Here is a 26,518-nt window from a genome sequence, read left to right as displayed (position 1 = left end):
GTCGCTCCTTGGAAGGGCCGTGGCCGGGTTTGCCGGGCCGCGGCCCTTTTGCGCGCGGTTGTGATCGGGTTTGCCCGGCCGTGAAAGAGGCACCTTGCATAGGGACCGTGGTCCGGCGTGTGCATGGGTCAATTCTTGCCGATATCCGGCTTCCGCTGGATCTTGAGGTACTTTGCTGTTGCCTCGTGGCCTCCCACCGTCAGCTGCCAGTCGGGGCGGTTGAAGGTTTCGTTGGTGAGGCGGACTTTCTGGACGTTCTGGGGCTTGCCGCCCCAGGACACGCGCGTGACTCCGTTGAGTTCGTAGCCGAGCGAATGGGAGACCCCGAGGGACTGGTGGTTCCAGGCAACGGCTTCGGATTCTGCGACCTCCGCGCCGAGCCAGTCGAAGGCATAGAGTGCGACGGCGGCACGCATCTCCTTGCCCAGGCCGCGGCCTTGGGCGCTTCTGCGGAGCCAGGAACCGGTGGTGACGGTCTTCAGCGTCGCGAAGTCCTTGGCTGCGATGTCCTGGCAGCCGATGAACCCGCCGTCGTGCCAGATGCCCAGCAACAGGGTCCAATCCTGTGGTGACATGTTTGCGCGGCAGCGCCAGTACCACTGGGCCATCTTCAGCCCAAGCTCGTGCGCCGGGGCTTCGCTCCAGGGGTTGCTGAATGGGTTGTGGCCAGGTTCGTGGATGCCGCTGAGGGCAGCCTGCACCGCTGCCGGGATATCGTCGTCGCTGATAGGCCGCAGGACGAGGCGCGGGGTGGTCAGCATGAGGGCAAAGGGCGGGAAACAGCCGGCGAGCTCAGTCATCCCGGAAGCCTAGCGCCGTGCTTCCGGCTCCGCGAGTTACGGGCGCCCTCATGCCTCCGGCGCGATATCCCAGCTGATGTGGCTGCGCACGTCCGTGAGGTTCATGGATTCGGCCAGGAACAGATCGTCGAGCATGTACTCGTCCACGGCCAGGATCCGCAGCCAGTGGCCGTAGCCTGCCGGCTCATCCTCCAGCCAGCGGCTCGCGACGCACACTCCGGTGCCGGCGTCGATCCTCAGCAGCGTGCGTCCCGGGCGGCAGAGCGGCGCCGCGGGATCAGCAGGCCGGTAGCTGGCATTGGGGACAACCCTGGTTTCCAGGGCAGGCCGGCTCTCGTGGTCCACCTCGGTGATAGGGCCCAGCTCCACGGCATTTGAGTTGGGGAACTCAAGGGGCACCGGGGCGTTTCCTGCCAGCTCCACCGGGTCCAGGGCGGCGCCGAAGCGGCCGTTGCCGAAGCATGGCTCGCCGTAGGCGGCCTCGGGGCGGCGGCGGACCAGGCCGCCGTCGTCGTACACCGGGGTGATCAGCTGTGGCGGCAGCAGCCATGACTTCCGGGTGGCGCTGACGTAGAAGCCGTCCCGGGAATCATTGATGCCGGTGGTGCTGTGCAGCACGAGCCCGTCAGCCGTCTCCAGCCGCAGGGCTCCGGGGCGCCGCAGCCAGGCCCTGACCAGACCCGACGGCGCGGCGGAGCCGGGGGAAGCGGCCGGATCAGCGGAACTGACGGGCCGGTCCAGGTATTCGAAGCGCAGCGACTGCCACTTCCACGGCGAGGAACGGCACAGGTTCCGGAACGCAGTGGCCGGATCCACGGTACCGCCGGAAGTGCGCGGCTCGCGCCGGTTCCTGCTGTCCCATGCCGCCATATCCACAGTTTACGCACACAGGAAGCCGCGTCCGGCGAATATCCAGTAGCATCCGAGGATGATCCAACGACTCGGCGAACTCGGCGCCGGCAATGCCCTGGCCTTCTGGCTGGTGCTGGCGGCCTGCGCCTATTTTGCCGTCATGGCCGTCCGGCTCACCGTCATCGACGTCCGCCACCACCTGCTGCCGAACCGGATCGTCTTCCCTTCCTACGGCGTCGCGGGGGTACTCCTGCTGGGAGCCGCTGCCAGCCTTGTCCTTTCCGGCGTCCAGGGCGCCACGCCCGACGGCGGCGCCGGGCTTTTCGGAGTGCCGGGACTCCGCATCCTGGCCGGGGGAGCGGTGCTGTGGCTGTTCTACTTCCTCCTGCGGGCCGCCTACCCGCCGGGGATGGGCTTCGGTGACGTCAAGCTTGCCGGCGTGCTGGGGATGTACCTGGGGTTCCTGGGTTGGCCGCACGTGTTCGCCGGAACGTTTGCCGCGTTCCTGTTCGGCGGCCTCTGGAGCCTGGGGCTGCTGGCGGTGCGGCGCGGGTCGCTGAAATCCAGCATCCCCTTCGGGCCCTTTATGCTGGCCGGCACCGCAGCCGCCATGGTCCTGCTGCCGGCGTCCTGACTGACCTCTACCCGCCTGGACATGCCCCGCCCTGCCCGCGGCCACCGGACATAAGCCCCACGTGTCCACTTCCCACGTGCAGGGCTGGACATGTCCCCTGCCGCGGGCACAACGACGAAGGAACGCCGCACCCCCAAGGCTGCGGCGTTCCTTCGACCCATCCAGGACTGCCGGGGCTCAGCTGCGAAGCTGCGTGAGCTCGTCGTCGTTCTTCGGTCCGGCTTCCCCGGCGGCCCGGGCCGAGTGCCGTTCGGCGTCGAGCCGCTCGGCTTCCTCGCCGCCCACGGCCTCGCCCCGGGCCACCATGCCGGCGGTGTCCGAGAGCGGGATCTGCTTCAGGGTCAGCGCCAGGATCAGCGCGATTCCGAGAAACGGCAGGAGATACCAGAACACGGGCGCCAGGGAGTCGGCGTAGGCGTTGACGATCGCATCCTTGAGCTGGGCCGGAAGCTGGCTGAGGGCCTGCGGATCCAGCGTCCTGGTGGACTGCGAGGCCTGATCGGCCGAGGCCCCGGCGCCGCTGAAGGCCTTGGTGAGGGATTCGGAGAGCCGGGACGTGAAGATCGAGCCGAACACTGCGACGCCCAGCGAGGCACCCACCTCACGGAAGTAGTTGTTGGTGCTGGTCGCGGTGCCGATCTGGTCCGCCGGCACCGCGTTCTGCACCACCAGGACGATCACCTGCATGATGGATCCGAGGCCGGCGCCGAAGACGAACAGCTGGACGCAGATGACCCAGATGGGGGTCGCCGCGGTCAGGGTCGTCAGCCAGAGCATGGCAGCGACGGTGAGGATGCCGCCGAGGATGGGGAACATCTTGTACTTGCCGGTTTTGGAGATGCGGATACCGGAGAAGATGGCCATGCCCATCAGGCCCACCATCATGGGGAGCATCAGCAGCCCGGACTCGGCGGCCGACGTGCCGGAGGACATCTGCAGGAACGTCGGGACAAAGGCGATCGCGGCGAACATGCCCAGGCCCAGGGTGAAGCCGATTGCTGTGGCATTCACAAAGATCGGGTTCTTGAACAGGCTCAGGGGAATGATGGGATCCTCGGCCTTGCGTTCCACCAGCACGAAGGCAACGACGGCCAGCACCAGGCCGGCGCCGAAGGTCCAGGTCAGCGGTGAATCCCAGCCCTCGTCCTTCTTGCCGCCGAAGTCGGTGAAGAAGATCAGGCATGTGGTGGCGGCCGAGAGCAGCAGCACCCCGAGGATGTCGATGCGCTTTTCCGCCTTCTTGTTCGGCAGGGTCAGGGTGAACCAGGCGATCGTGAACGCCGCGATCCCGATCGGGATGTTGATGTAGAAGGCCCACTCCCAGGTCAGATGGTCCACGAAGAACCCGCCCAGCAGCGGGCCCGCGACGGCGGAGAGGCCGAAGATGGCACCCAGCGGGCCCATGTATTTGCCGCGGTCCTTGGCCGGTACGATGTCGGCGATGATGGCCTGCGAGAGGATCATCAGGCCGCCGCCGCCCAGGCCCTGGATGGCACGGAAGATGACGAGGCCCCAGAAATCGGTGGCAAACGCGCAGCCGACGGAGGCGAGGGTGAAGAGTGCGATGGCCACGAGGAAGAGGTTCCGCCGGCCCAGGATGTCACCGAATTTGCCGTAGATGGGCATCACGATGGTGGTGGCCAGCAGGTAGGCGGTGGTGATCCACGCCTGGTGCTCCACGCCGCCGAGTTTGCCGACGATGGTGGGCATGGCCGTGGACACGATGGTCTGGTCCAGGCTGGAGAGAAGCATGCCCGCGATAAGGGCGGAGAAAATGATCCAGATGCGTTTCTGGGTCAGCAGCAGGGGTGCGGCTGCCGCCTTCGGACTGTCGGTGGTACTCATTGGGGTCCTTCTGGGGAGGGGAGGAGATTGAAAGACTGGGAAAAAAGTGTGCGGGCCGCGGCGATATTCTCCAGCAGCAGCTCCCTGTGCGGGCGGGTATTGCTTTCGGAGAAATACGCCATGCTGCTCTTGCGGGCGATCCCGCCGATCAGCAGCACGGCCATCCGGACCACCGGATGGTCCGGTGCCACGCCTTCCCTGGCCGCCAGCATGCGGGAAAAATCGGCCTCGCGTTGTTCCGAGGCGCCGATGATCCGCAGCACCAGTTGCGGTTCCTTCTTGATGACCCGGATCAGCTGGCGGGTTTCCTCCTCGGAGGAGCTCATCCTTTCGGACAGCTGCAGCGTCAGGGTCACCAGATCCTGGAAGAGCGTGGCGGAGATCTCCCCGGCCGGGGAACCCGCGCCGCCGCGGATGAAGGCTTCGACGGTTTCGGCCGGGAATTCGTCGTCGACGTGGCCGATGATGGCGTCTTCCTTGGATGGGAAGTAGTTGAAGAAGGTCCGGCGGGAGATCCCGGCCTTTTCGCAGACCTCATCCACGGTGTAACCGTTGAGGCCGCGCTCGGCTGTCAGGGATCGTGCGACGGCGGTGATCGCCGACCGCGTGGCCAGGCGCTTGCGCTCGCGGAGGCCGCCTTCTTGTATTGCACTATTGCTCACAAAGTAAAGTTTTGCACTATTTCTGGATAAGTGCAATTTTGTGTGCAGGCGGACAATTCCAACACCGGCCGGCCCGCGGCTGCCTTAACGCCAGCGGCCGGCCCCTTTCGTGGGAAAGGTGCCGGCCGCGGACGTACGTCGGAGGAAACTAGGCCTTGTGCGGGGGACGCGTCATGGACATAACGTCCAGGGCGGTGTCCAGTTGCTCTTCGCTCAGCTCGCCGCGCTCGAGGAAGCCCATGGCCACCACGGTCTCGCGGATGGTCAGGCCCTCGGCCACGGCCTTCTTGGCGATCTTGGCGGCGTTCTCGTAGCCGATGAACTTGTTCAGTGGGGTGACGATGGACGGCGAGGCCTCGGCGAGGAAGCGCGCGCGCTCGACGTTGGCGGTGATGCCGTCGATCATCTTGTCCGCCATGACGCGGCTCGTGTTGGCCAGCAGGCGGACCGACTCCAGCAGGTTGGATGCCATGACGGGGATGCCGACGTTCAGCTCGAAGGCGCCGTTGGTACCGGACCAGGCGATGGCCGTGTCGTTGCCGATGACCTGGGCGCAGACCATGATGGAGGCTTCGCAGATGACCGGATTGACCTTGCCGGGCATGATCGAGGAGCCCGGCTGCAGGTCCGGGATGGAGATCTCGCCGAGGCCGGTGTTGGGGCCGGAGCCCATCCAGCGCAGGTCGTTGTTGATCTTCATAAAGGAGATCGCGATGTTGCGCAGCTGGCTGGAGGCCTCGATCAGGCCGTCACGGTTGGCCTGCGCCTCGAAGTGGTCGCGGGCCTCGGTCAGCGGGAGGCCGGTGTCGGCGGCGAGCAGCTCGATCACGCGTTCCGGGAAGCCGGCCGGGGTGTTGATGCCGGTGCCGACGGCGGTGCCGCCGAGCGGGACTTCGGCAACGCGGGGGAGGGAGGCATTGATGCGCTCGACGCCGTAGCGGACCTGCGCGGCGTAGCCGCCGAACTCCTGCCCCAGGGTGACGGGGGTGGCATCCATCAGGTGCGTGCGGCCGGACTTCACGACGTCCTTGAACTCGACGGATTTGCGTTCCAGCGAGTCCGCCAGGTAGCCGAGGGCCGGAATGAGGTCGTTGATCAGCGCGGACGTGGCGGCCACGTGGACCGAGGTCGGAAAGACGTCGTTGGAGGACTGCGAGGCGTTGACGTGGTCGTTCGGGTGGACCACCTTGTCGCTGCCGGAAGCCTTGAGTGCACGGGAGGCGAGCTCGGCGATGACCTCGTTGGTGTTCATGTTCGAGGACGTGCCGGAGCCGGTCTGGAAAACGTCGATCGGGAAGTCGCCGTCGTACTTGCCGGCAGCAACCTCATCGGCGGCCGCGGCAATGGCCTGGGCGATCTCGTCGTCGAGCACTCCCAGTTCAGCGTTGGCCTGGGCGGCCGCCTTCTTGACGCGCGCGAGGGCCTCGATGTGGGCGCGTTCCAGGGTTTTGCCGGAAATGGGGAAGTTCTCCACTGCACGCTGCGTCTGGGCGCGGTACAGGGCGTTCACGGGGACGCGCACTTCGCCCATCGTGTCGTGTTCAATGCGGAATTCTGCGGTGTTCAATTCTTCTGTGGAAGTCATGGGCCTAGCTTATTGGGGGAGGGCGTGTCATCGAAAACCGTGAACGGCCTGCAACGGGCCACACGCCGGCGATCAGAGCCGGCCGATGCTCGAGACGAGGTCGGCCCGGCCGTCCGCCAGGCTGTAGGCCAGACCGATCACGGCGGTGCGGCCGCTGTCGATGGCGCCCGAAATCACCCGTGAACTGTCCACCAGCCGCTGCGAGGTCTGCTTGACGTTTTCGACCACCATGTCGTTGATGTCGGTCTGATTGTTACGCAGCGAGGTCAGCACGGACGGGGTGATCCGCTCCACCAGGCTGCGCATGAAGCCGACCGGCATCTGCCCGGTTTCCACGGCCGTCTTGGTGACGGTGACGGCACCGCAGTTGTCGTGGCCCAGGACCACGATCAGCGGCACGTCCAGTTCGCTGATGCTGTATTCCAGCGAGCCGAGCACGGCGTCGTCAATGACCTGGCCGGCCGTGCGGACGACAAACGCATCCCCGAGGCCCAGGTCGAAGATGATCTCGGCGGCCAGCCTGGAGTCTGCGCAGCCGAAGATCACGGCGAAGGGGTGCTGGTTTTCCACAAGGGAGGAACGGCGCGGGGCATCCTGGTTGGGATGCGACGCGGTGCCGGCGACAAAACGTTGGTTGCCTTCACGGAGGCGCTGCCAGGCGAGGGCGGGAGTCAGATAGGTAGCCACGGACTTACCTTACGGCGAAGGGACGGTGGAGGGTGAAACTGTTGCGTGTGGCGCGTTCCCCGGCGACGGCACGGCCGTCGGGGTTGTGGCGCCGGCGTCGATTGACTTTACGACGGCGGCGGCGAGCACGCTGAACTCGTCCAGTTGCGCCGCTCCGGTCAGGATGACGGTAGTGCCGCCGTGCACCAGCACCATGGACTTCTCGCCCTTGCCCGTGTCGCGCAGTTCCCAGTCCACTCCGCCGGCGTTCCGGGTTCCGGTCACGGCAGCGTTCCTGGTCTGCTGCAGCAGCCAGGTGGGATTGGACTGCCGGGTCTGCACCAGCCCGATGAACGACTCCTTGGGCGTGAGGTAGCCGACCTCCCAGGTGGGCACACCGCTGCCGGATCCGGACTCCCAGCGGGCGTAGTTCGCCCGGAATGTGTCGCCGGTATCCGGCGCCGCGGGTGTGAATCCCGCCACACCGGCGGCGTTCTGCGCCACGGCGCTGACGTTGACGTTGGGCCGGTAGCCGTCGGTCTTCGGCGACGGGTTCAGGAGGACGATCGGCAGGAAGACGGCGATGCTCAGGAGCAGGGCAATGAACATGCCGATCACGGAGGCGTTCGCGCGTTTCGCCGCCGCGGCGCGGAGGACGGGCTTGACCGGCGGTTGCCCGGCGGCGCCGGGACCCTCCGGTGCGGCTCCGCCGGACGGGGCTGCTGGGGCGGCGGGGGACGTATCCTGCAATTCACTCACCCCTCTATAGTCGCCCATGACCGGGCCGATGCCACATTCGGTCCGGGTGGCCGGGAAGGACATGAGCCGTTTCACCCGTTGGTCATTCAATGACCATTGATGCTGCCGCGACTATGATCAGTATCAGACGAATCACCGCGACGGGCCGGTACCGGCCGCGCGGGTTCAACGATCGCCACTCGAAGAAGAGGTTTACGTGACAACAGCGCCTATGCCCCAGCAGTACTCCACGCTTTCCCCGTCGCTCGCCGTCGGGATTGACGAGCCTGACCGTAACCTTGCACTGGAACTGGTCCGCGTCACCGAAGCGGCAGCCATTGCCGGCGGCCACTGGGTTGGCTTCGGGGATAAGAACAAGGCCGACGGCGCTGCCGTCGACGCCATGCGCTCCTTCCTGCAGACCGTGCACTTCAACGGCGTCGTCGTCATTGGTGAGGGCGAGAAGGACGAAGCCCCGATGCTCTTCAACGGCGAACGCGTCGGCGACGGCACGGGCCCCGAGTGCGACGTCGCCGTCGACCCGATCGACGGGACCCGCCTGACCGCCCTCGGCATCAACAACGCCCTGGCGGTCCTGGCGGTTGCCGAGCGCGGCTCAATGTTCGACCCCTCCGCCGTGTTCTACATGGAGAAGCTCGTGACCGGCCCGGAAGCGGCCGACATGGTTGACCTGCGCCTGCCGGTCAAGCAGAACCTGCACCTCATCGCCAAGGCCAAGGGCGTCAAGGTCAACCAGCTCAACGTCATGATCCTGGACCGCGACCGCCACCGTCCCCTCGTGGAGGAAATCCGCCAAGCCGGCGCCCGCACCAAGTTCATCATGGACGGCGACGTCGCCGGTGCCATCGCCGCCGCGCGTGCCGGTACCGGCGTGGACGCCCTGATGGGCATCGGCGGGACGCCGGAAGGCATCGTCGCGGCCTGCGCCATCAAGTCCCTGGGCGGCGTGATCCAGGGCCGGCTGTGGCCCACGAGCGATGATGAGAAGCAGAAGGCGATTGACGCCGGCCACGACCTGGACCGCGTGCTCTCCACCAATGACCTCGTCTCCAGCGACAACTGCTACTTCGCCGCCACCGGCATCACCGACGGCGACCTGCTCAAGGGCGTGCGCTACTCCAAGGACAAGGTCCTCACCCAGTCCATCGTGATGCGCTCCAAGTCCGGCACCATCCGCTTTGTCGAGGGCGAGCACCAGGCCAGCAAGTGGGAAGGCTACGCCCGTAAGAGCTAGCTCCTAGCGGCCGACCAGCAATGCCCGGATCCCGGGCCGCGTTCCGTGCGGTCCGGGATCCGCTGGATTAAAAGCCGTTTCTTTAGGGTCCCGGCCCCGGAATCGGGCCGCGCGGTTCGGTAGGGTGGTGCCATGACATGGCTCGTGACTGGCGGCGCAGGGTATATCGGTTCGCATGTGGTGTCCGCCTTGCGCGGCGCCCGGATCCAGCCGGTGGTGATCGATTCGCTGTCCAGCGGCCACCGGGAATTCGTCCCGGCGGATGTGCCCTTCATCCACGGCAACATCCTCGACACCGAACTGGTGGCCCGTACGCTGCGGGACCACGCGGTGACCGGTGTGATCCATCTGGCCGGGTTCAAGTATGCCGGGGTCTCCGTGCAGGAGCCGCTGCTCACCTATGAGCAGAACGTCACCGGCACCGCGCGGCTGCTCAAGGCCATGGAGCTCTCGCGGGTCGACAAGCTGGTCTTTTCCTCCTCCGCTGCCTGTTACGGAACGCCCACCGGCGACGTCGTCACGGAGGCCACCCCCACCCGCCCGGAATCGCCGTACGGGGAGAGCAAGCTGATCGGCGAATGGCTGATCAGGGACCAGGGCCGGGCCCGCGGGCTCAAACACACCTCGTTGCGCTACTTCAACGTCGTCGGCTCAGGCTCAGGCGAACTGTATGACACGAGCCCGCACAACCTCTTTCCGATCGTGCTTCGGGCGCTGACGTCCGGGGAGACGCCCCGGATCAATGGCACCGACTACAACACCCCTGACGGCACCTGCGTGCGCGACTATGTGCACGTGGCGGACCTGGCGACTTCTCACGTCGCGGCCGCGCAGGCCCTGGCCGGCGGCAAGCCGTTGGAACCGGTCTACAACCTGGGTTCCGGGGACGGGCTCTCGGTGCGCCAGATCATGACGGCCGTGGCCGAGGTGACCGGGATCGACTTCGAGCCGGAAATCGGGCAGCGGCGGGCGGGGGATCCGGACCGGATCGTCGCCGATGGAACGCTGGCCGCCCGGGACCTGGACTGGAAAATGCGGCACTCCGTCGAACAGATGGTCGCCAGCGCCTACGCCGCCCAGAAACGGGCAGCAGCAGGAGAGTAGCCGGTGGGCCGGCAGCTCACGGCATAAAGCTAGCGCGGGAGCCTGCTCCGCAGCGCTTTGAAGAGTTTCGCGGCAGCCTGGGCGCCCTTCCGGGCGAGCTGGTAGCCGCCGTAGCGGAGCTTCCGGACGGGCAGGTCCCACGTCCCGGGGTAGGCGATCCCACGGCCGCCGAACGATTTCTTGAATGCCGTGAAGCCGGCCCACTTATGGTCCGGCTGATCCGCCGGTGCCACGCCCCAGAGGTCGACGTGCTGCAGGCCCTTCTCTTTGGCGTCGGCCATCAGGGTGACCAGCAGGGGAATCCCCGCGCTCAGTTTCCGGTGCGTGTCGTCCAGGGCGGCATGGGCATACGTCCGGGTGTCCGCGGAGTCGTAGGCGAGGGCGGCTGCGATGGGCGTGCCTTCGAGCTCGGCTATGAACAGGGTGGCGGCCCCGGCGGGCATCAGCGAACGGGCCACCTGGCGCAGGTACTCATCGCTCTGCGGTTTGAAGCCGTTCCGGGCCGCCGTCAGGTGCAGGAACTCCAGGAGCACCGCGACCTCGGCCGGATCCTGGCTTGAGCGGAATGTCACGCCCTTCTTGTGGATGTTCCGGTACAGATTGCGGTTGACCGGCTTCATGCCGGCCAGCACATCTTTGAAGTCCCGGTCCAGGTCCACGATCCAGCTGAGCTCGGGCTGCTGGTTCGCCGGTGCGGGACGCAGGCCGCGGCTGCGCAGCACGGCATCGGCGTCGGCCGCCCCGAAGCCGGCAGCCACCGGTTCGATCCGGACAAACACGGCGCCGCAGCGGCGCGCCAGCTCCGTCAGCGCCGCCAGCGCCGCGTCGAACGCCGGCAGGGTCCCGGCCACCGGGCCGTACGGTGCGTAGAGCAGCTTGCCGGCGGGGTTGCTCTCCTCGACGGCGAGGAAGCTCCAGCCGGGGCCCGCCTGTTCATGGACGGTGCGGCCGAGGGCACGCTGGAAGCCTGCCCACGCAGGGCCCTGCAGGAAATAGTCCACAGTTCAGGCTTTCAGGGCGGTAGTGACGGCAAAGGCCAGGGCGGTTCCGGTGGCGCCGGCGACGGCGTGCACGTTGACCGGGGCCTCGGCCGCAGGCAGGAATGCACTGGCGCCGCGGCACAGCTGGAGGTCGCCCTTGGGCGAATCGAGCAGGACGGACCCTGAGACGACGAGGATGACGGCGGCTCCGGACTGCGCCAGCGGCACAGGCCCGGCCCCGGGCTCCAGCTCTATCCGCTGCAGCTGGAATTCCCGGAATGGCGGGCAGAAGAGTTCCTGGCCCAGCGGGGAGGTTGCCGGGTTCAGCAACGGCACGCCGACCGCTTCGAAGGCAATGGTCTTGAGCAGCTCAGGGACGTCCACGAACTTCGGCGTGAGGCCGCCGCGGAGCACGTTGTCCGAGGACGCCATCACCTCGACCCCGAGGCCATGCAGGTAGGAATGGACTTTGCCGGCCGGCAGGTACACGGCCTGCCCGGGCTTGAGCGAAACCCGGTTCAGCAGCAGCGAGATGAGCACGCCGGGATCCCCGGGGTATTGGCTGCTGAGGTGGATGACAGTCGAGAGCTCCGCCTCGTGGCCGGACATCGGCGCTCCGGACACGAGGGCCGCGGTCACGCGGGCCGTTGCGTCTATGACATCCGGCCCGCCGGCGATCAGGCGCTCGAAGGCGGCCCGGAGGGCCGCCGGCTCGTCGGTCCCGGCGAGATCCTCCATCAGGCGGGGGAGCAGCGGCGGGACTTCGAGTCCGGCGAGGTTGAAGCACGCCACGAGATGTTCAAAGACCTGGCGTGAGTCTGCGGCCGGCCGGAAGCCGCACAGCGACTCGAACGGTGTCAGCGCCAGGATCATCTCCGGCTTGTGGTTGTCATCTTTGTAGTTGCGCGCTGGGTCCGCGTGGTCCACGCCGGCAGCTTCCTCCCGGGCGAATCCTGCCCGGGCCTGGGCGAGCGTGGGATGAACCTGCAGCGACAATGGACTCTCGGCGGCCAGGATCTTGAGCAGGAACGGCAGGCGGGGACCGAATTCGGCGACGCTGGCAGACCCCAGATGGTGTTCCGGGTCTTCGGCGATCAGCTCGTCCAGCCCTAACTTCTCGTCGCCGTCAGCGCCGCCGGCAGCGGCCGGCTGCACAACGGCGGACGGGGAATCCGGATGCGCGCCGATCCAGAGTTCGGCCTCCGGCCCACCCGAGGGAGGCCTCCCGAGCAGCCCGGCGATCGCGGTGGTGGATCCCCAGGCGTACGGCCGGAGGACGTTGTGCAGTTCGTACATGGGCAGATCCTTGTCTGTGCAGGGAAGTTTGGTCACGTCCGGGCGTGCGGCGCAATAGTCCCGGAATCAGAGCGGTGCGCACTGGCCGTTGGTGGCAACCAGGTTGCGGATCGACTGCTCGTCCCCGTCACGCTTGAACTGGTTGAGCATCTCCTCGGTGATCGGCTCGCCCTCGGGCGTGGTGGTCACCGGTGTGAAGTCCGGGGTCGACGGCGCAGGCGGCGTCTTCGGCGTGGCCCCTGCCGCCGAGAGCGGCCCGGGCGCGGTGCCCGGCACGCGGAGGGTGTCCTCCGCGGCTCCGGCCGAGGGGCCGGAGCCCAGGAGTTGGTGGACGCGATCATGGATGACATCGAAGTCCGGGGTCGTGGAGAAGGCCGCGTCGAAGTCCGGCGGCCCGATCGTCAGGCGGCTCATGTCCTGGCCCTTGGCCTTCATGGCCAGGTCCACGAAGCTGCCGAGCTGGCTGGCGGAGATGTTCGACTCGACCACCTTGGTGCCGGCCTTGGCGATGTCCTCGAACTTGGACAGCAGGGTGGCGGGATCCAGCTGCTTCAGCATCGCCTGCTGGACGCACTGCTGCCGCTGGATCCGGGCGTAGTCGTCCACGAACTCGCGCGAACGGCCGTACCAGAGGGCGTGGTAGCCATCGAGCTTCTGATCGCCCGCCGGGATCCAGCCGGTGGGCATCCCGTGGATGCCGTTGGCCTCATCGATCATGTCTCCGCTGAGCGGGACCCAGCCGCCGGCCCTGATGCGGATGCCGCCCATGGCATCGATGAGCTTGGAGAAACCGTCCATGTCCACGAGCACATAGGCCTGGACCTTGATGCCCAGGGTCCCGGACACGGCCTCGAGCGTGGCCTGCGCGCCCGGGTCGTCAACGCCGGGGTAGAGGTCCTGGTGCTCGTTGGTGACCTCGGTGTTGATGGCGTTGATGAGGCATTCGTCGCCGCAGTTGTAGCCGTCGGGGTAGATCTTGCGCATCGGGGAATCTTCGCTGAACTGCGCATTCTGCAGGTTGCGTGGCACCGAGATGATGGATGTTTTCCCGGTCTTGGCATCGACGCTGATGACCGAGAGGCTGTCCGGACGCCGTCCGGTGCGGTCCGCTCCGGCGTCGCCGCCCATCATCAGGAAGTTGTACCGGCCGTCCGACGGGGCGATGGCGGGGCCGTCGGAGGAGAAGATGCTGCCGATGGCGTCACGGCCGACGTTGAGCAGGTAGGCGGCGTAGCCCAGGGAGCCGCTGCTGAGAACCATGGCCAGCACGAGGGCCCCGACGGCGGCGGGGCGGATCCCGGGCGCGAGCAGCACCGGCCGGATCAGTCGGAGCGTGTTGACGAACAGTGCTGCCCAGCCGATGGCCAGCGCGGCGAGCCCGATTACCAGCAGGAGCGAGGCGAGAGGATTGGTGACCAGGCTGATCAGCGTGGAGCGGCTGAGCAGGAGCAGTGCGGCCGCCGCGATAACGAGCACCCAGACGGTGAAGGTGGCCCGCAGCGCGATCCGTCCCAGCCGGTGGCTGCCCGCGACCGTCTGGGCGCTGCCGGGGAGCAGCAGCGTCATCAGGACCAGGGCGAAGGCCCGCTTGGTCAGCACCGGGGCCGGTGCCCCCGAGGGGTGACGGACCGGGTCCGTCAGGGCCCGCTTCGGCTGCCCGATGTCCTGCTGAGGCGGGGCGTAACTGTTGGTCATGTGGTGATCCTTAACGGCTGCCCCGCGTCGTGACGTTTCCGTCGGAGAAGACTTCGGCCACCTTGCGCCGCAGCGCGGCGCCCTTGCGGGTGGCGACGTCGTTGAGTTCCTGCGAGAAATCCAGCAGATCGGCCCGGAGCTGTGCCGCGAGGTGGTCGGTTCCCGAGGCCAGGATGCGCGCTGCCAGCAGCCCGGCGTTCCGTGCGCCGCCGATCGAAACGGTGGCGACCGGCACACCGGCCGGCATCTGCACGATGGACAGCAGCGAATCCATGCCGTCGAGGGTCTTCAGCGGCACGGGAACGCCGATCACCGGCAGCGGGGTGACGGAGGCGAGCATGCCCGGAAGATGGGCGGCACCGCCGGCGCCGGCAATGATGATGCGCAGGCCCCGCTTATGTGCGGTCTGCCCGTAACGGATCATCTCGGTGGGCATCCGGTGGGCCGAGACGACGTCGGCCTCGAAGGGGATGCCGAACTCGGCGAGGGCCTCGGCGGCGGCTTCCATGACGGGCCAGTCCGAGTCGGAGCCCATCACCAGGCCCACGACCGGGGCCGCGTCGGCCGGCTCTCCGGTGTCCCGTGCTGCGGAGTCGTGCGGCTCGATGCTGGCGCTCATGCGTTCTCCTCGGAAGTTCCCGGGTTGGCGACGGCGCTGGCCGGTCCGTTCCGGATAATGTCGGCCACGGTGGTGGCGCGGTGCCGGACGGAGTCGACGTCGGCGGCCGATGTGCCGACCAGGTTGACGTGGCCGATCTTCCGGCCGGGCCGCACGGCCTTGCCGTAGCAGTGGACCTTCGCGGCAGGTTCGCTGGCAAGGGCGGCAGGGTAGGCGGAAAAGAGGTCCTGGTTGTCCCCGCCGAGGAAGTTCTTCATGACGACGACGGGACCGAGGACGTCCGTGGCTCCGAGCGGCAGGTTCAGGATGGCCCGCAGATGCTGTTCAAACTGGCTCGTGACCGAGCCGTCCTGGGTCCAGTGGCCGGTGTTGTGCGGGCGCATGGCAAGTTCGTTGATCAGGAAGCCGGCGCCGACGCCCGGGGTTTCGAACAATTCAACGGCCATGACGCCGGTAACGCCCAGCTCGTTCGCGATCCTGATGGCCGCGTTTTCGGCAGCCGCGGCCACCTCAAGCGGGATGTCCAAAGCAGGGGCGATCACTTCGTCGCAGACGCCGTCGACCTGGATGGTGTGCACCACAGGCCAGGCCCGGCACTCACCGTCAGGGGTCCGTGCGACCAGGGCCGAGAGCTCGCGGCTGAACTCCACCTTGGCTTCGGCCAGCAGGGGAGCCATGGCATCGAACCAGGCCGATGTTTCCGCGGCGTCCGCTGCCGAGGAGACGATCCGCACGCCCTTGCCGTCGTAGCCGCCACGGGGCATCTTCAGGACCACCGGCCAGCCGGTGTCCTCGCCGAAGGCGATCAGCTCCGACACGTCGGCCACCGGGGCCCAGCGGGGGTTGGGGAGCTCCAGCCTGTCGATGGCGGCGCGCATCACCAGCTTGTCCTGGGCGTTGACCAGGGCATCCGGGCCGGGGTGGACGTTGACACCGGCCCGGATCAGGGAGCGCAGGTGCTCCGTGGGGACATGCTCGTGGTCGAAGGTCAGCACGTCCAGGCCGCGGGAGAACTCGAGCAGGTGGTCCAGGTCCGTATAGTCGCCGACCGGCGCGGTGGCCACGGCAGCGACGGCGGAGACGTCGTCGGCCTCCGCAAGGACACGGAGCTCGAAGCCCAGGGCGGTGGCGGCAGGGGCCATCATACGGGCTAGCTGGCCGCCGCCAACAACACCGATTACAGGAAAATTCACAAGCCCCAGCCTACCGAAAACCTCGCGGTTTCCCGGCTTTTACCCCGCCCGGCGCCGCAATCAGCTGCTGTGGGGCGCTCCCTTGGGGCGTCTTCAGGGCGTCTTCGGGGCGGGCTCCCGGGAATCGGCGCTAAAATGGGCAGTTGGCCCGAAGGCCGACAGTTCCAGCAGGCCACGGAGGGTCATGATTAATTCACTTACTGAACGCATGCGCGGATTAGCGTCGCTTTTCTGGCGCGAAGTGGCCAAGTTCGGCGCAGTCGGCGCCATCGCGTTCATCATTGACAACGGACTCACCTTTTACCTGATGCACGGCCCCATGACCGACAGTGAGGCAAAAGCGCGCTTCTTCGGGGCCAGCGTCGCGACGGTCTTCTCCTGGATCGCGAACCGCTTCTGGACCTTCCGTCACCGCCGCCAGGACAATGTGCTGCGCGAGTTCGTGATGTTCATCCTGATCAACGGCATTGGCATCGGCATCTCCACAGGCTTCACCGCGCTCGCCAAGTACAGCCTGGGCATCACGGACAAGAACATGCTCTTCTCGGCCGGGATCGTCGGCATCCTCGTGGCGACCGTCGTGCGCTTCTTCGCCTACCGCTTCCTGGTGTTCAACAAGGAACTCGATGACGAGCCCGAGTTCTCCCATGACCACGAGATCATCGACCGGCATCCGCACACGCAGCCGGGCGTTACGGTCCCGAAGCAGTCCGTCGCGGATCCGGAGCTGCCCGGCCCCAAGGCCTAGGCGGGGTTTCAGCGCCCGTGGACGCGTTCGTCACCGAGCAATCTTTCCGTCACCTCGACGTCGGGGTGCACCAGCACCACCGAGCCGTTGCTCCGCCAGGCGCCCAATGACTGGGCCAGGGCGGCCTCCAGCCCGTCGCCGGCCGGAACCAGCAGCCGCGGAGCGCCGTCGTGGATTGCCGCGAATCGTTGCAGCAGTTCCCCGTGCGTGTGCACGGCACCCGCCGCGGTCAGCACCGCGCGCCGCGATGCCTCCGGGTCCACATGGGGAATGAAGACGTCGCCGTGCGAACGCACCTCCGCGGCATAGTCCACGACGCCGGAGGGCAACTCGCCCGGCCACCGCATGGCCAACGCGGGCAACGCCACTGCCAGCACGGCATCGAAGGCTCCCGCCGCCGCGCCCGGGCCAGGGTCTGCGGTGGCCAGGAGCTCGGCCGCCGCGTCGTCGAAGACCACCTCCATTCCGAGCTGCCAGGCCGCCAGGGCCAAGATCAGCGATTTCCAGTGGGCCGGCAGATCCAGCCGCAGGCGGGTTCCCGGCTCGGCGTCGAGTTCGTCCTGCAGCAGGTTGCTCGTCTTGGCCACCCAGTTGTCCAGCACCCGGCCCGAGAGTTCGACGCGCTCCGAGTCCGGGCCGTACCAGGTGAGCCGGGGGGAGGTGGACTGGCCCGAACGCAGGGCTGTCATCAGTTCAATTGCCGGGATGGTCATGCCTTCATCTTGCCACGGTCCGGACTGCAGTGATCTGTGTCATAAGGGCACCTAAGAATTTGTCCGGACAGTGGAGGGCGGTTGCCTAAAATTCCCCGGAAATTCAACAAAAGCCGACACAAGTACTGTGTACTCTAATGAACCTGCGGCTTCGTGGCGGGCGTGTCGAAAAACCCCGGGCGTGGCGTGCCCCCGCTTTGCCTCCCCGGTTGATTATTATCCCCGCCGTGGCTTGACTCCCGGATACTTACACACGTGTAATTAGGTATCGAAGGCCAATGCGCATAAACCGGACCACAACCGAGTGTCCAGGTCTCAGTCAAAGGCTGCAAAATCAGAGAGGGAACGCCAATGGGGCTAGCAGAGCGTATCCATGAAGATGCCGTCGTTGCCGGCCAGGCCACGGCGAAATACCGTTCACGCGGAGTGCCGACTGACTGGTATGTGGATCCGGCCGATCCGGACGCGGCAGACCGCTACAACGAACACGCGCGGGACTCCTTGCAGGATGCCGCCACCGCCTTCCTCGCAGCGCACGATGAGCTGGTGTCCGGGCCGGATCAGGACAACGATCCGCTTGACCCGCCGATGGAACTCCGCACGCTACACGCCGTCCCCAGCACGCAGCCGGTCTGGATCGGGTTGCCTTCCCGGCAGGATTTCGACGACGAAGGCGAGCTCGGCTGGCAGACCGATGCACTCTGCGCCCAGACGGACCCGGAAGCCTTCTTCCCTGAAAAGGGTGGCTCAACGCGGGACGCCAAGAGGGTCTGCGGAGCCTGCAACGTGCGTTCCCAGTGCCTCGAATATGCCTTGTCCAACGACGAGCGATTCGGCATCTGGGGTGGCCTCTCCGAGCGCGAGCGCCGTCGGCTTAGGAAGCGAGCAATCTAATTCTTCAGGAAGTACGAGTCACCGCCATCGTGGTCTCCCACGACGGCGGTGACTTTCTCCCCAGGACCCTGGCGGCGCTGGCGGGCCAGACCCGGCCGGCGGATGCGTTTATCGGGGTCGATACCGGTTCCCGTGACCACTCGGCCGCCCTCCTCCAACAGGCATTCGGCACGGCCAACGTCACCGTTTTCGACCAGGCCAGGAGCGGCATGGGCGGAGCCGTCATGGCCGGGCTCAGCTTGCTGGCGCCCTGGCCCGCGGACGGCAGTCCGGCTGGGCGGCCGGGTTCCGAATGGATCTGGCTGCTGCACGACGACGCCGCGCCGGCACCCGAAGCCCTGGCCGAGCTCCTCCGTGCCGTCGAGCGGGCACCGTCCGTCACCGTGGCCGGCTGCAAGCAGCTGGACTGGCACGCCACGCGGCGGCTGATCGACGTCGGCCTGTCCACGAGCCGCTGGGCCGAACGGCTGACGCTGATCGACGCCGACGAGCTGGACCAGGGGCAGTACGACGGCCGCAGCGACACCTTCGCCGTGAACTCCGCCGGCATGCTGATCCGCCGGGATGTCTGGGAAGACCTCCAAGGCTTCGACCCGGCCCTTCCGGGAAGCGGCGACGACGTCGACTTCTGCTGGCGCAACCGGCTGGCCGGACACCGCGTCGTTGTGGTCCCCGGCGCGAAGATGTTCCACGTGTCCCACCGCCCCCATGCCCTGGGAAATGCGGTGGCGGCGCGCAAGGCCCAGGTCTACCTGCGGCTCAAGCATGCGGCCGGCTGGAAAGTTCCGTTGCACGCCCTCGGCTCGCTCCTGGGGAGCCTGTTCAAACTGGTCCTCAGCATCGCCGTCAAGGACCCGGGGCACGGATTCTCCCAGTTGCTCGCGACCTTTGCCGCGCTGGGCCGCCCGGCCGCCGTGATCCGCGGCCGCCGCAACGCTGCCCGCACCCGCCGCATCCGGCGGTCCGTCATCAAGGGGCTGCAGACGCCACGGCGTGAGGTCTGGGCCCACCGGCGCTCCCTGATGGAGGCCTGGGGATCGGACGAGGCGAGGGTGGGGCTGCCGGGCCACGACCCGCTGGCCGAACAGCCCAGCGGGGACTCGGCCGACGACTTCGCCGCCCTCACCACGTCCGAGCGCGGCTGGGTCGGCAACGGCGCACTGCTCGCGGTCCTCGTCACCGCGGCCCTCTCGCTGGCCGGCCAGCTCAGCCTGTTCCGGGCCGAGGCAGTCTCCGGCGGCGCGCTGATCCCCGTTTCCGCCCGGCTGGCCGAGATCTGGAACCATGCCTCGGGCTGGTGGATCACCCTCGGCGCCGGCCTTCCCGGCCATGGCGATCCCTTCGGCTACGTCCTCTGGGTGCTGGGCGTGCTCGGCGCCGGCGACGCCAACGGTGCCATGATCTGGCTCCTGATCCTTGCCATGCCACTATCCGCGCTGGGCGCCTGGTTCGCCGCCGGCGCCCTCACGCAGCGGCGACGGCTCCGGCTGGCAGCCGGCCTTGTCTGGGCTGCCGCGCCGGCCCTTCAGGTGGCACTTAACCAGGGACGCGTGGGCGCGCTGCTGGCCCACGTCATGATGCCCCTGCTGGTCCTCGCACTGCTGCGGGCAACCGGCACGGCCGCGGGCCGCGGCAACTATGCCGTTCCGGCCCCCGGGGAGCGGCGCTTCACCCAGGCGCCTCCCGCCAGGCCCGGAATCAACGGCACTCCGTCCTGGACCGCTGCGGCTGCCGCCGGGCTGGTCCTCGCCCTGGTCACCGCCTCGGCACCCTCGCTGCTGGTGCCCGCTGTGATCGTCGTGGCGCTGTGCGGGGTCCTGCTCGGCCGCCGGGGCCGCACTCTTTGGTGGACGCTGCTGCCCAGCCTCGCCCTGTTTGTTCCGTTCGTCTTTTCCGTCATCGACAGCCCCCGGGCCGCGCTGGCGGACCCGGGAATGCCGCTGGGCTTCGACGCGGCACCGCTCTGGCAGCAGGTCCTGGGCCAGCCGCTTGGTTTTGCGTCCGATGGCGGCCTGACCGGACTGGCAGTTTTCGGAGGGTCCGCGGGAGGAGTGCCCTGGGCGCTCCTGCTGGCCCTGCTCGCCGGGCTCCCCGTGCTGCTGCTGGCTCTTGCCGCCCTGTTCCTGCCCGGCCGCCTGGGTCCGGGACGGCCGTCCCGGATCGCACAGTGCCTCTGGGCCGCGGCAGTCCTCATGCTGGCCGGAGGCTGGCTTGCAGGACACGTCGCCACGGGTGCCGGCACCGAAGTCCTGGTCACGCCGTTCACCGGACCTACCGTTTCCGCCGCCGCGTTTGCGCTGCTCGGAGCCGCCCTGATCGGGCTTGACGGACTGCTGGACTCGGCTGACCGGGCCGCCGCTGCTGGACTGGGCCGCAAGTTCCTGTTCCGCGCCACGGCCGTCGTCGGCCTGGTCCTCCTGCTGGCAGGTCCGCTGGCGGGCCTCACCGCCTGGGCTGCCCAGAATCTGCTGCAGCCGACTGGACCGGCGGAATCCGTGGCCGGCACCGGCAGCCTGGGCACATCCCGGCTGGTCCAGCCGGCCAAGGCCCGCACGCTCCCGGCCACCGCCATCGACCGCGGCGAAGGACCGGAACAGACCAAGACCCTGCTGATCTCCGCCAGCGAGAACGGAAGCTACAGCGCCTCGGTCATTCGGGGCGCCGGCACTACCCTGGACGCGCTGTCCACGATCGCCGCGGCCCGCAACATCATCGGCGAGCCGGGACACGAGGGAGTCCGGGACGATGACGCCGTCGCCGGATCCCTCCGCAGCGTCGTCGCCATGATCGTTGCCGGACAGGGCGTGGACCCCCGGGACGACCTCGAACAGCTCGGCGTCGGTTTCGTGGTCCTGCGGGCCTCGGACAGTGCTGCCCAGCTGACGGCCAGCCGGATGGACGCCGTGCCAGGACTTGTCGCCGTCGGCCAGACCGACGTCGGCTGGCTCTGGCGGATCAGCCCGCTGAACCAGCCGGTGGTCGGGGCCGCCGACGTCGCACACCGGGTACGGATCGTCGACGGTGCGGGGGCTACGATCGGGCTGCTCCCGTCCGAGGCAGTCCCGGCCGCGGCCGAAGTGCCGGGCGGCCCCGAAGGCCGGCTCGTCGTCCTCGCCGAGCGTGCCGATCCGGGCTGGAGCGCCTGGCTCGACGGCCGGCCCCTGACTGCCACGACCTCGGGGTGGGCGCAGGCGTTCACGCTGCCCCCAGGGGGCGGCCAACTGAGTATCCGGTACGAAGCGCCCTGGGCCCTGTGGGCCGGGATTGCCCAGACCGTCGTGATCGGCCTGACCATTCTGCTCGCCATTCCCATGCCGGCCCGCCGGCCGAACACGGGCCTCTCCAGGGACGAAGGCTCCCTGCGAAAGGAACACCAGCATGCATAAGGACGGCGCCGCAGCGGCGCAGAACGATTCCGCAGCGGCCCCGGAGCCGCTGGTCCCATCCGCCCACGCGGACACAGCCGGCCGGCCACCCACGCGGACCAAAGGGACGAAGAAGGCGGCGGCCCGAAAGGGTCCGCGTCCGAAGGGATCCCCGCGGGGCGGGACCGTGGCGCGGGTCCTGTCCGCCCTGATCCTCGTCGCGGCGGGCGGCGGACTGGTCTCCGCGGCGGCGCTGTCGCCCCAGGGCCCGGCCAGCAGGCAACTCGAGGCACCCCTGACGGCCGTGCCGGCCGGCAGCAGCACCGGAGTCTGCCCGGGCCCGGCGCGGTTGCTCGAAGGCACGGCGGTGGGCTCCGATCCCCAGTTCAGCCCGGAGTCCGCCAGCGCCAAGACTTCGGTGAACGCAATCGTGCTCAGCTCAGGCACGGGCGTGCTCCCCGGAAGCCGGCTGGCGCCGCTCAAGGGCAGTCCCCTCGTGGAGCTCGCCAAGGCGACGGCGGCGCCCCCTGCCACTCCGGCCGCCGGGCCGCCTGTGCCGGTGGCAGGCGTGGTGTCCCAGCGCGAGGTGGACGCCGTCAGTGTGCTGAGCGCCGATGCCCAGGCAAACCGCCAGGCGGCCGCCGGGGCCGTCATGAACTACACGGCCGGCGACGGAGACCTCCGCGGGTCCGCCGCAGCGGCCTGCCAGCAGCCCGCCAATGATCTCTGGCTGTCCGGGGCGGACACGGCCTTGGGCCGGACCTCGGTCCTGAACCTCAGCAATGCCTCCGGCACCCCCGCCACGGTGAGCCTGGACCTCTTCGGCGCCAAGGGCCTGATCCAGGCTCCGGGGAGCCGCGGCCTCCTGGTGGGACCGGACAGCACCCGCTCCGTCATCCTGGCAGGGCTGGCTCCGGGCCAGGACCGGCTCAGCGTCCGGGTACGCAGCGCCGGGGGCCCGGTGTCTGCCGTCATCCAGCAAAGTGCGCTCCGCGGACTCACGCCGGGAGGCGTCGACTTCATCGCTCCGGGCACGGCCCCGGCCGTCCACCAGGTGCTCTCCGGCGTCGACATCCAGGATCCGGCCGGTCTGGCGGCGCTCACAGCCAAGCCCGGCTTCGCCGATGCCGGACCTGCCCTGCAGCTGACCGTGCCCGGGTCCTCCGACGCGGTCGTGGAAATCAAGCTGTACGGCCGTGACGGCCAGAAGGCACTGCCCGGCGGCGGCGTGGTCACGGCAAAGGCGGGCGCCGTCACGGAAGTTTCGCTGGCCGGTGTGCCCGCCGGTCTGTATACCGTCGCCGCCAGCTCGGATGTCTCCTTCACCGCCGGCGCGCGCGTCACGAGGGGGCTCAAGTCCGAGGACGCGACTGACATCGCGTTCTCGCCCGCCTCGGCCCGGCTCGGAAGCCAGCACGTGGTTCCTGTACCCCGGACGGGGGACCGGTACCTGGTATTCGGGGCGCCGGAAGGCAGGGCCAGGATCTCCTATTCGCCGATTACCGCGGACGGGAAGATCGGGACCGCGGCCGCCGCCGACATCGCCGGTGGCACTACCGCTTCCATCAAGGTCCCCGCCGATGCCGACGGTTCACCGCTTGTGGGCTACCTGGTCTCCGCCGCAGGGGACCCCGCCTACGGGGCGGTGCTGCTCGAGCAGGACGGCAAGCAGGATATATCAACGATCGCCATCGCCCCCGGTGTCTCAGGCCAGGAACAGGTTCCGGTCACCCTGGGGTATTAGGGCAGGTGCCTGCGGGTTTCAGGCCAGGTGGCGGCTGCTGCGCCGGTTCCAGCCGGCTAGTACCGCCGGCGGTACACCGGGTCCAGCGATTCGGGCGGCACACCCAGCATTTCGGCCGTGTGCTCCACAACGACGTCGTGCACCAGGTCCTGGAGTTCCTCCCTGCCGCCGCACGCCTGCTCAACCACGCGGCGGTACAAGGTGATGACAGGGCCCTCCTCCGCGGTGGCCGGGGAGTAGGCGCCCATCGGCGCGGGCGTGCGGTCCGCCACAAGCTTCTCCAGCCCCGGAGGAATTTCCTCCACGGCAAAGCGGACGCCATCCAGGGGCTTGCCCCAGATGTCGTGCAGCCGTTGGGCGGAATCCAGGACCAGGTCGTCGAAGATATCGGAGCGCGTCCGGTAGGCCGGCAAGGTCGGCAGCATGAGTTCGCCGCGCAATCCCCGGCCATGCCTGTTCCTGCGGCGTTGCCGGAAACTCTTTCCCTTGACGGTGCCCTCCGGGACGGTTCCAGCGGAAACGGAACCGGCCGCGGCACGTCCGGTGGCGGGGTCAGCCAAGCGGACCGTAAAACCCGGATCTTGGTGCGATGACTGCATATCTTGACTCTAAACCCGGCGGATGAAATACGCGATATGGCGCCCGCCGCGACCCGCCGCCGAACCGGCCGCAGCGGAGCCTGTGCGGGCGCCTGCCGGTTCTGCCAGGCCCGGCCGCCGGATTTAACCGGGCCGGGCGTTTCAATGCGCGGTTCCGGCGGCCGGGGGGAGTAGTCTCTGATGTCGTGGGTGCAATACGTCTCTGTTCAAGGTCAGCCTGCCGCAATTCAGCGGTGGCCACTTTGACGTACGTCTACGCCGACTCCACCGCTGTTCTGGGACCGCTGGCAACGTACGCCGAGCCACACTGTTACGACCTGTGTCAACAGCATGCTGATTCCCTGACTGTTCCCCGCGGCTGGGAAGTGATGCGCCTCGCGATGCCGGCAACCCCTGCAGGTCCCGGTCCCGACGACCTGCTGGCCCTGGCCAACGCCGTCCGTGAGGCAGCCGCCCGCCCCGCAGCGACGGAGCCGGTCAAGGGGCAGCGCACCCTGCACCCCGCGCTCGAGGCTCCGGCCGTCGCCGAGGGCACACGACGGGGGCATCTGCGCGTCCTGCGCGAACCTTCGTGAGCCGCGAACTGGCGGTAGGCTGGGAACTGCAAAATCCGTAAAGCCACCGGCGCCTGTCGCGGCGCCCACCAGGGAGCGATCACTATGCCAAAGCTCAGTCCCGAACTGTTGTCTGTCCTTCGATGCCCCGTGACCGGATCCCCGCTGGTGCAGGACGGCGAGGAACTCGTGACCACTTCCGCCGATGACTCCGGGCAGAAGCTGCGCTACACGATCGAAGACGGCATCCCCCTGCTGCTGCCGCCCGAGCTGCTCCCGGCTGCCGCCGCGGCCGCCGCCGATCAGCACGACGCGGGCCAGCACGACGCCGGGCCCCTCCCCGCCGCCAACTAGCCACCCCCACCGAGCCGCCAGCAGGCTACAACAAAGGACTCACATGACTTTCGATTACAAGATTGCGGACATCTCCCTGGCCGAGGCGGGCCGCCATCAGATCCGCCTGGCCGAGCACGAGATGCCGGGACTCATGTCCCTGCGGGAGGAATTCGGCGCCAGCCAGCCGCTCAAGGGTGCGCGCATCGCCGGCTCCCTGCACATGACGGTCCAGACCGCCGTGCTGATCGAGACCCTCACCGCGCTCGGCGCCGAGGTGCGCTGGGCCTCCTGCAACATCTTCTCCACCCAGGACGAGGCAGCAGCCGCCGTCGTCGTCGGCGCCGGAACCGTTGAGGACCCGCAGGGCGTCCCGGTGTTCGCATGGAAGGGCGAGACGCTGGAGGAGTACTGGTGGACTGCCCAGCAGATCCTTTCCTGGCCGGGTGCGGACAGCAACCCGGACCTGGGCCCGAACATGATCCTGGACGACGGCGGCGATGCCACCATGCTGGTGCACAAGGGTGTTGAATTCGAAGCCCTCGGCGCCGTCCCGTCCGCCGCGGCGGACGAATCCGAGGAAGGCCGCGTCTTCCTCGACGTGCTGCGCGCGTCCCTGCAGGCCGATCCGCAGAAGTGGACCCGCATCGGCTCCCGCCTGCTCGGCGTCACCGAGGAAACCACCACCGGCGTGCACCGCCTCTACCAGCTCGCGGAGCAGGGCAAGCTGCTATTCCCGGCGATCAACGTCAACGACTCGGTCACCAAGAGCAAGTTTGATAACAAGTACGGCATCCGGCACTCCCTGCCGGACGGCATCAACCGCGCCACCGATGTGCTGATGGGCGGCAAGGTCGCGGTCGTCTGCGGTTATGGCGACGTCGGCAAGGGCGCCGCGGAGGCGTTCCGCGGCCAGGGTTCGCGCGTGATCGTCACGGAAATCGACCCGATCTGCGCGCTCCAGGCAGCCATGGACGGCTACCAGGTGTCCAAGCTGGAATCCGTCCTCGGCGAAGGCCACATCTTCATCACCACCACGGGCAACAAGGACGTCATCATGGCCGAGCACATGGCCGGGATGCGGGACAAGGCCATCGTGGGCAACATCGGCCACTTCGACAACGAGATCGACATGGCCGGACTGGCCCGGATCCCTGGTATCAGGAAGGTCGAGATCAAGCCCCAGGTGCACGAGTGGGTGCTCGACGCCGGGACCGCGGAAGAACGCTCCATCATCGTCCTCTCCGAGGGCCGCCTGCTGAACCTGGGGAACGCCACCGGTCACCCCTCCTTCGTGATGAGCAACTCCTTCGCCAACCAGACAATCGCGCAGATCGAGCTGTTCACCAAGCGGGACCAGCCCGAGGGCGCGCGCGAGTACGAAAAGCAGGTCTACGTGCTGCCGAAGATCCTGGACGAGAAGGTTGCGCGCCTGCACCTTGACGCGCTCGGTGTTGAACTGACCGAGCTGTCCAAAGAACAGGCCGAGTACCTGGATCTGGACGTCGCCGGCCCGTACAAGCCGGAGCACTACCGCTACTAGAAGGCGCCGCGTTTCGCGACGGCGCGGCCGCACAGCGGCAGCCGCCGCGACAGCAGCGGGAGGGCTCCGGACCATGGTCCGGAGCCCTCTCTTTGTGACCC

General features: G+C 68.0%; 24 protein-coding genes. 10 read left to right on the top strand and 14 right to left on the bottom strand.

Translation table 11 applies throughout. The features are described 5' to 3' along the window. Positions 1-128: 128 nt before the first annotated feature. Positions 129-800 (bottom strand): GNAT family protein, encoded by a 672-nt coding sequence (locus E5206_RS17425; RefSeq protein ID WP_136323585.1) that lies wholly within the window; start codon positions 798-800, stop codon positions 129-131. A 48-nt stretch (positions 801-848) separates the two neighbouring features. Continuing rightward, positions 849-1,670: a hypothetical protein gene (locus E5206_RS17420; protein WP_168709377.1), complete on the bottom strand. Its 822-nt coding sequence runs from the start codon at positions 1,668-1,670 to the stop codon at positions 849-851. 58 nt (positions 1,671-1,728) lie between these two features. On the opposite strand from E5206_RS17420, the gene E5206_RS17415 reads away from it, so the two are divergent. Beyond that, the gene (locus E5206_RS17415; RefSeq protein WP_136323584.1) at positions 1,729-2,286 is read left to right on the top strand and encodes an A24 family peptidase; all 558 of its coding nucleotides are present in this window, start codon (positions 1,729-1,731) and stop codon (positions 2,284-2,286) included. A 177-nt stretch (positions 2,287-2,463) separates the two neighbouring features. Here E5206_RS17415 and E5206_RS17410 read toward each other — a convergent pair whose 3' ends face one another. The 5 genes from E5206_RS17410 to E5206_RS17390 form a co-directional block, all read right to left on the bottom strand. Beyond that, complete coding sequence (locus E5206_RS17410; RefSeq protein ID WP_136323583.1) at positions 2,464-4,131, bottom strand: MDR family MFS transporter; 1,668 nt, start codon at positions 4,129-4,131, stop codon at positions 2,464-2,466. Then, positions 4,128-4,793 carry a TetR/AcrR family transcriptional regulator gene (locus E5206_RS17405; protein WP_136323582.1) on the bottom strand — a complete coding sequence of 222 codons (666 nt, stop codon included), beginning with the start codon at positions 4,791-4,793 and terminating at the stop codon, positions 4,128-4,130. Before E5206_RS17405 ends, E5206_RS17410 begins: the two co-directional genes overlap by 4 nt. A gap of 148 nt (positions 4,794-4,941) precedes the next feature. Next, positions 4,942-6,378, bottom strand: coding sequence for a class II fumarate hydratase (locus E5206_RS17400; protein ID WP_136323581.1), 1,437 nt, complete (start codon positions 6,376-6,378; stop codon positions 4,942-4,944). Positions 6,379-6,450: 72 nt separating this feature from the next. After that, positions 6,451-7,065, bottom strand: a complete 615-nt coding sequence (locus E5206_RS17395) for a carbonic anhydrase (protein ID WP_136323580.1) — start codon at positions 7,063-7,065, stop codon at positions 6,451-6,453. A gap of 9 nt (positions 7,066-7,074) precedes the next feature. Next, on the bottom strand, positions 7,075-7,821 hold the full coding sequence (locus tag E5206_RS17390; RefSeq protein WP_136323579.1) for a DUF4245 domain-containing protein: 747 nt from the start codon (positions 7,819-7,821) through the stop codon (positions 7,075-7,077). Between the two features lie 193 nt (positions 7,822-8,014). On the opposite strand from E5206_RS17390, the gene glpX reads away from it, so the two are divergent. Further along, complete coding sequence (gene glpX, locus E5206_RS17385; RefSeq protein ID WP_205760069.1) at positions 8,015-9,037, top strand: class II fructose-bisphosphatase; 1,023 nt, start codon at positions 8,015-8,017, stop codon at positions 9,035-9,037. A gap of 132 nt (positions 9,038-9,169) precedes the next feature. Then, positions 9,170-10,141 (top strand): UDP-glucose 4-epimerase GalE, encoded by a 972-nt coding sequence (gene galE, locus E5206_RS17380; protein WP_136323577.1) that lies wholly within the window; start codon positions 9,170-9,172, stop codon positions 10,139-10,141. Between the two features lie 29 nt (positions 10,142-10,170). Here the strand turns inward: galE and E5206_RS17375 are convergent, their stop codons facing one another. From E5206_RS17375 to E5206_RS17355, 5 genes are all read right to left on the bottom strand, one after another. After that, positions 10,171-11,142 (bottom strand): peptidoglycan bridge formation glycyltransferase FemA/FemB family protein, encoded by a 972-nt coding sequence (locus E5206_RS17375; protein WP_136323576.1) that lies wholly within the window; start codon positions 11,140-11,142, stop codon positions 10,171-10,173. A 3-nt stretch (positions 11,143-11,145) separates the two neighbouring features. Next, positions 11,146-12,417 (bottom strand): mannose-6-phosphate isomerase, class I, encoded by a 1,272-nt coding sequence (gene manA / locus E5206_RS17370; RefSeq protein WP_136323575.1) that lies wholly within the window; start codon positions 12,415-12,417, stop codon positions 11,146-11,148. Positions 12,418-12,483: 66 nt separating this feature from the next. Next, entirely contained in the window at positions 12,484-14,112 is a 1,629-nt protein-coding gene (locus tag E5206_RS17365) for an LCP family protein (protein WP_136323574.1), read from the bottom strand. 10 nt (positions 14,113-14,122) lie between these two features. Next, on the bottom strand, positions 14,123-14,647 hold the full coding sequence (purE, locus tag E5206_RS17360; RefSeq protein WP_240690206.1) for a 5-(carboxyamino)imidazole ribonucleotide mutase: 525 nt from the start codon (positions 14,645-14,647) through the stop codon (positions 14,123-14,125). 80 nt (positions 14,648-14,727) lie between these two features. Further along, complete coding sequence (locus tag E5206_RS17355; protein ID WP_240690205.1) at positions 14,728-15,876, bottom strand: 5-(carboxyamino)imidazole ribonucleotide synthase; 1,149 nt, start codon at positions 15,874-15,876, stop codon at positions 14,728-14,730. 232 nt (positions 15,877-16,108) lie between these two features. On the opposite strand from E5206_RS17355, the gene E5206_RS17350 reads away from it, so the two are divergent. Further along, entirely contained in the window at positions 16,109-16,672 is a 564-nt protein-coding gene (locus tag E5206_RS17350; protein ID WP_136323571.1) for a GtrA family protein, read from the top strand. Between the two features lie 8 nt (positions 16,673-16,680). On the opposite strand, the gene E5206_RS17345 is transcribed toward E5206_RS17350, so the two are convergent. Next, positions 16,681-17,385, bottom strand: a complete 705-nt coding sequence (locus E5206_RS17345; protein WP_136323570.1) for a TIGR03089 family protein — start codon at positions 17,383-17,385, stop codon at positions 16,681-16,683. A 351-nt stretch (positions 17,386-17,736) separates the two neighbouring features. Between E5206_RS17345 and E5206_RS17340 the strand changes: the two genes are divergently transcribed. The 3 genes from E5206_RS17340 to E5206_RS17330 are packed head-to-tail and all read left to right on the top strand — an operon-like array spanning position 17,737 to position 23,388. Further along, positions 17,737-18,279, top strand: a complete 543-nt coding sequence (locus tag E5206_RS17340; RefSeq protein WP_136323569.1) for a WhiB family transcriptional regulator — start codon at positions 17,737-17,739, stop codon at positions 18,277-18,279. A 29-nt stretch (positions 18,280-18,308) separates the two neighbouring features. After that, entirely contained in the window at positions 18,309-21,665 is a 3,357-nt protein-coding gene (locus E5206_RS17335) for a glycosyltransferase family 2 protein (protein WP_136323568.1), read from the top strand. Next, positions 21,658-23,388: a DUF5719 family protein gene (locus E5206_RS17330; RefSeq protein WP_240689814.1), complete on the top strand. Its 1,731-nt coding sequence runs from the start codon at positions 21,658-21,660 to the stop codon at positions 23,386-23,388. Before E5206_RS17335 ends, E5206_RS17330 begins: the two co-directional genes overlap by 8 nt. Positions 23,389-23,444: 56 nt before the next feature. Here E5206_RS17330 and E5206_RS17325 read toward each other — a convergent pair whose 3' ends face one another. Beyond that, positions 23,445-23,987, bottom strand: a complete 543-nt coding sequence (locus E5206_RS17325) for a metallopeptidase family protein (RefSeq protein ID WP_136323567.1) — start codon at positions 23,985-23,987, stop codon at positions 23,445-23,447. Positions 23,988-24,172: 185 nt separating this feature from the next. On the opposite strand from E5206_RS17325, the gene E5206_RS17320 reads away from it, so the two are divergent. The 3 genes from E5206_RS17320 to ahcY all read left to right on the top strand — a co-directional run bounded on the left by E5206_RS17320 (position 24,173) and on the right by ahcY (position 26,417). Beyond that, positions 24,173-24,562 (top strand): DUF3499 domain-containing protein, encoded by a 390-nt coding sequence (locus E5206_RS17320; RefSeq protein WP_136323566.1) that lies wholly within the window; start codon positions 24,173-24,175, stop codon positions 24,560-24,562. An 84-nt stretch (positions 24,563-24,646) separates the two neighbouring features. After that, complete coding sequence (locus E5206_RS17315) at positions 24,647-24,895, top strand: Trm112 family protein (RefSeq protein ID WP_136323565.1); 249 nt, start codon at positions 24,647-24,649, stop codon at positions 24,893-24,895. A gap of 43 nt (positions 24,896-24,938) precedes the next feature. Then, entirely contained in the window at positions 24,939-26,417 is a 1,479-nt protein-coding gene (gene ahcY / locus E5206_RS17310) for an adenosylhomocysteinase (RefSeq protein WP_136323564.1), read from the top strand. Positions 26,418-26,518 lie beyond the last annotated feature (101 nt).

Origin of the sequence: Arthrobacter sp. PAMC25564, assembly GCF_004798705.1 — a bacterium.
Taxonomy (GTDB): domain Bacteria; phylum Actinomycetota; class Actinomycetes; order Actinomycetales; family Micrococcaceae; genus Arthrobacter.
This window is presented reverse-complemented; position numbering and strand designations above follow the sequence as displayed.

Bases quoted from the DNA above. Each gene is read 5' to 3' on its own strand.
- ahcY (WP_136323564.1), top strand. From the start codon at position 24,939: ATGACTTTCGATTACAAGATTGCGGACATCTCCCTGGCCGAGGCGGGC.
- E5206_RS17400 (WP_136323581.1), bottom strand. From the start codon at position 6,378: ATGACTTCCACAGAAGAATTGAACACCGCAGAATTCCGCATTGAACAC.
- E5206_RS17330 (WP_240689814.1), top strand. From the start codon at position 21,658: ATGCATAAGGACGGCGCCGCAGCGGCGCAGAACGATTCCGCAGCGGCC.
- E5206_RS17355 (WP_240690205.1), bottom strand. From the start codon at position 15,876: ATGATGGCCCCTGCCGCCACCGCCCTGGGCTTCGAGCTCCGTGTCCTT.
- E5206_RS17340 (WP_136323569.1), top strand. From the start codon at position 17,737: ATGGGGCTAGCAGAGCGTATCCATGAAGATGCCGTCGTTGCCGGCCAG.
- E5206_RS17415 (WP_136323584.1), top strand. From the start codon at position 1,729: ATGATCCAACGACTCGGCGAACTCGGCGCCGGCAATGCCCTGGCCTTC.
- galE (WP_136323577.1), top strand. From the start codon at position 9,170: ATGACATGGCTCGTGACTGGCGGCGCAGGGTATATCGGTTCGCATGTG.
- E5206_RS17420 (WP_168709377.1), bottom strand. From the start codon at position 1,670: ATGGCGGCATGGGACAGCAGGAACCGGCGCGAGCCGCGCACTTCCGGC.
- E5206_RS17325 (WP_136323567.1), bottom strand. From the start codon at position 23,987: ATGCAGTCATCGCACCAAGATCCGGGTTTTACGGTCCGCTTGGCTGAC.
- E5206_RS17350 (WP_136323571.1), top strand. From the start codon at position 16,109: ATGATTAATTCACTTACTGAACGCATGCGCGGATTAGCGTCGCTTTTC.
- E5206_RS17365 (WP_136323574.1), bottom strand. From the start codon at position 14,112: ATGACCAACAGTTACGCCCCGCCTCAGCAGGACATCGGGCAGCCGAAG.
- E5206_RS17315 (WP_136323565.1), top strand. From the start codon at position 24,647: ATGCCAAAGCTCAGTCCCGAACTGTTGTCTGTCCTTCGATGCCCCGTG.
- E5206_RS17390 (WP_136323579.1), bottom strand. From the start codon at position 7,821: ATGGGCGACTATAGAGGGGTGAGTGAATTGCAGGATACGTCCCCCGCC.
- E5206_RS17345 (WP_136323570.1), bottom strand. From the start codon at position 17,385: ATGACCATCCCGGCAATTGAACTGATGACAGCCCTGCGTTCGGGCCAG.
- E5206_RS17425 (WP_136323585.1), bottom strand. From the start codon at position 800: ATGACTGAGCTCGCCGGCTGTTTCCCGCCCTTTGCCCTCATGCTGACC.
- glpX (WP_205760069.1), top strand. From the start codon at position 8,015: ATGCCCCAGCAGTACTCCACGCTTTCCCCGTCGCTCGCCGTCGGGATT.
- manA (WP_136323575.1), bottom strand. From the start codon at position 12,417: ATGTACGAACTGCACAACGTCCTCCGGCCGTACGCCTGGGGATCCACC.
- E5206_RS17410 (WP_136323583.1), bottom strand. From the start codon at position 4,131: ATGAGTACCACCGACAGTCCGAAGGCGGCAGCCGCACCCCTGCTGCTG.
- purE (WP_240690206.1), bottom strand. From the start codon at position 14,647: ATGGGCTCCGACTCGGACTGGCCCGTCATGGAAGCCGCCGCCGAGGCC.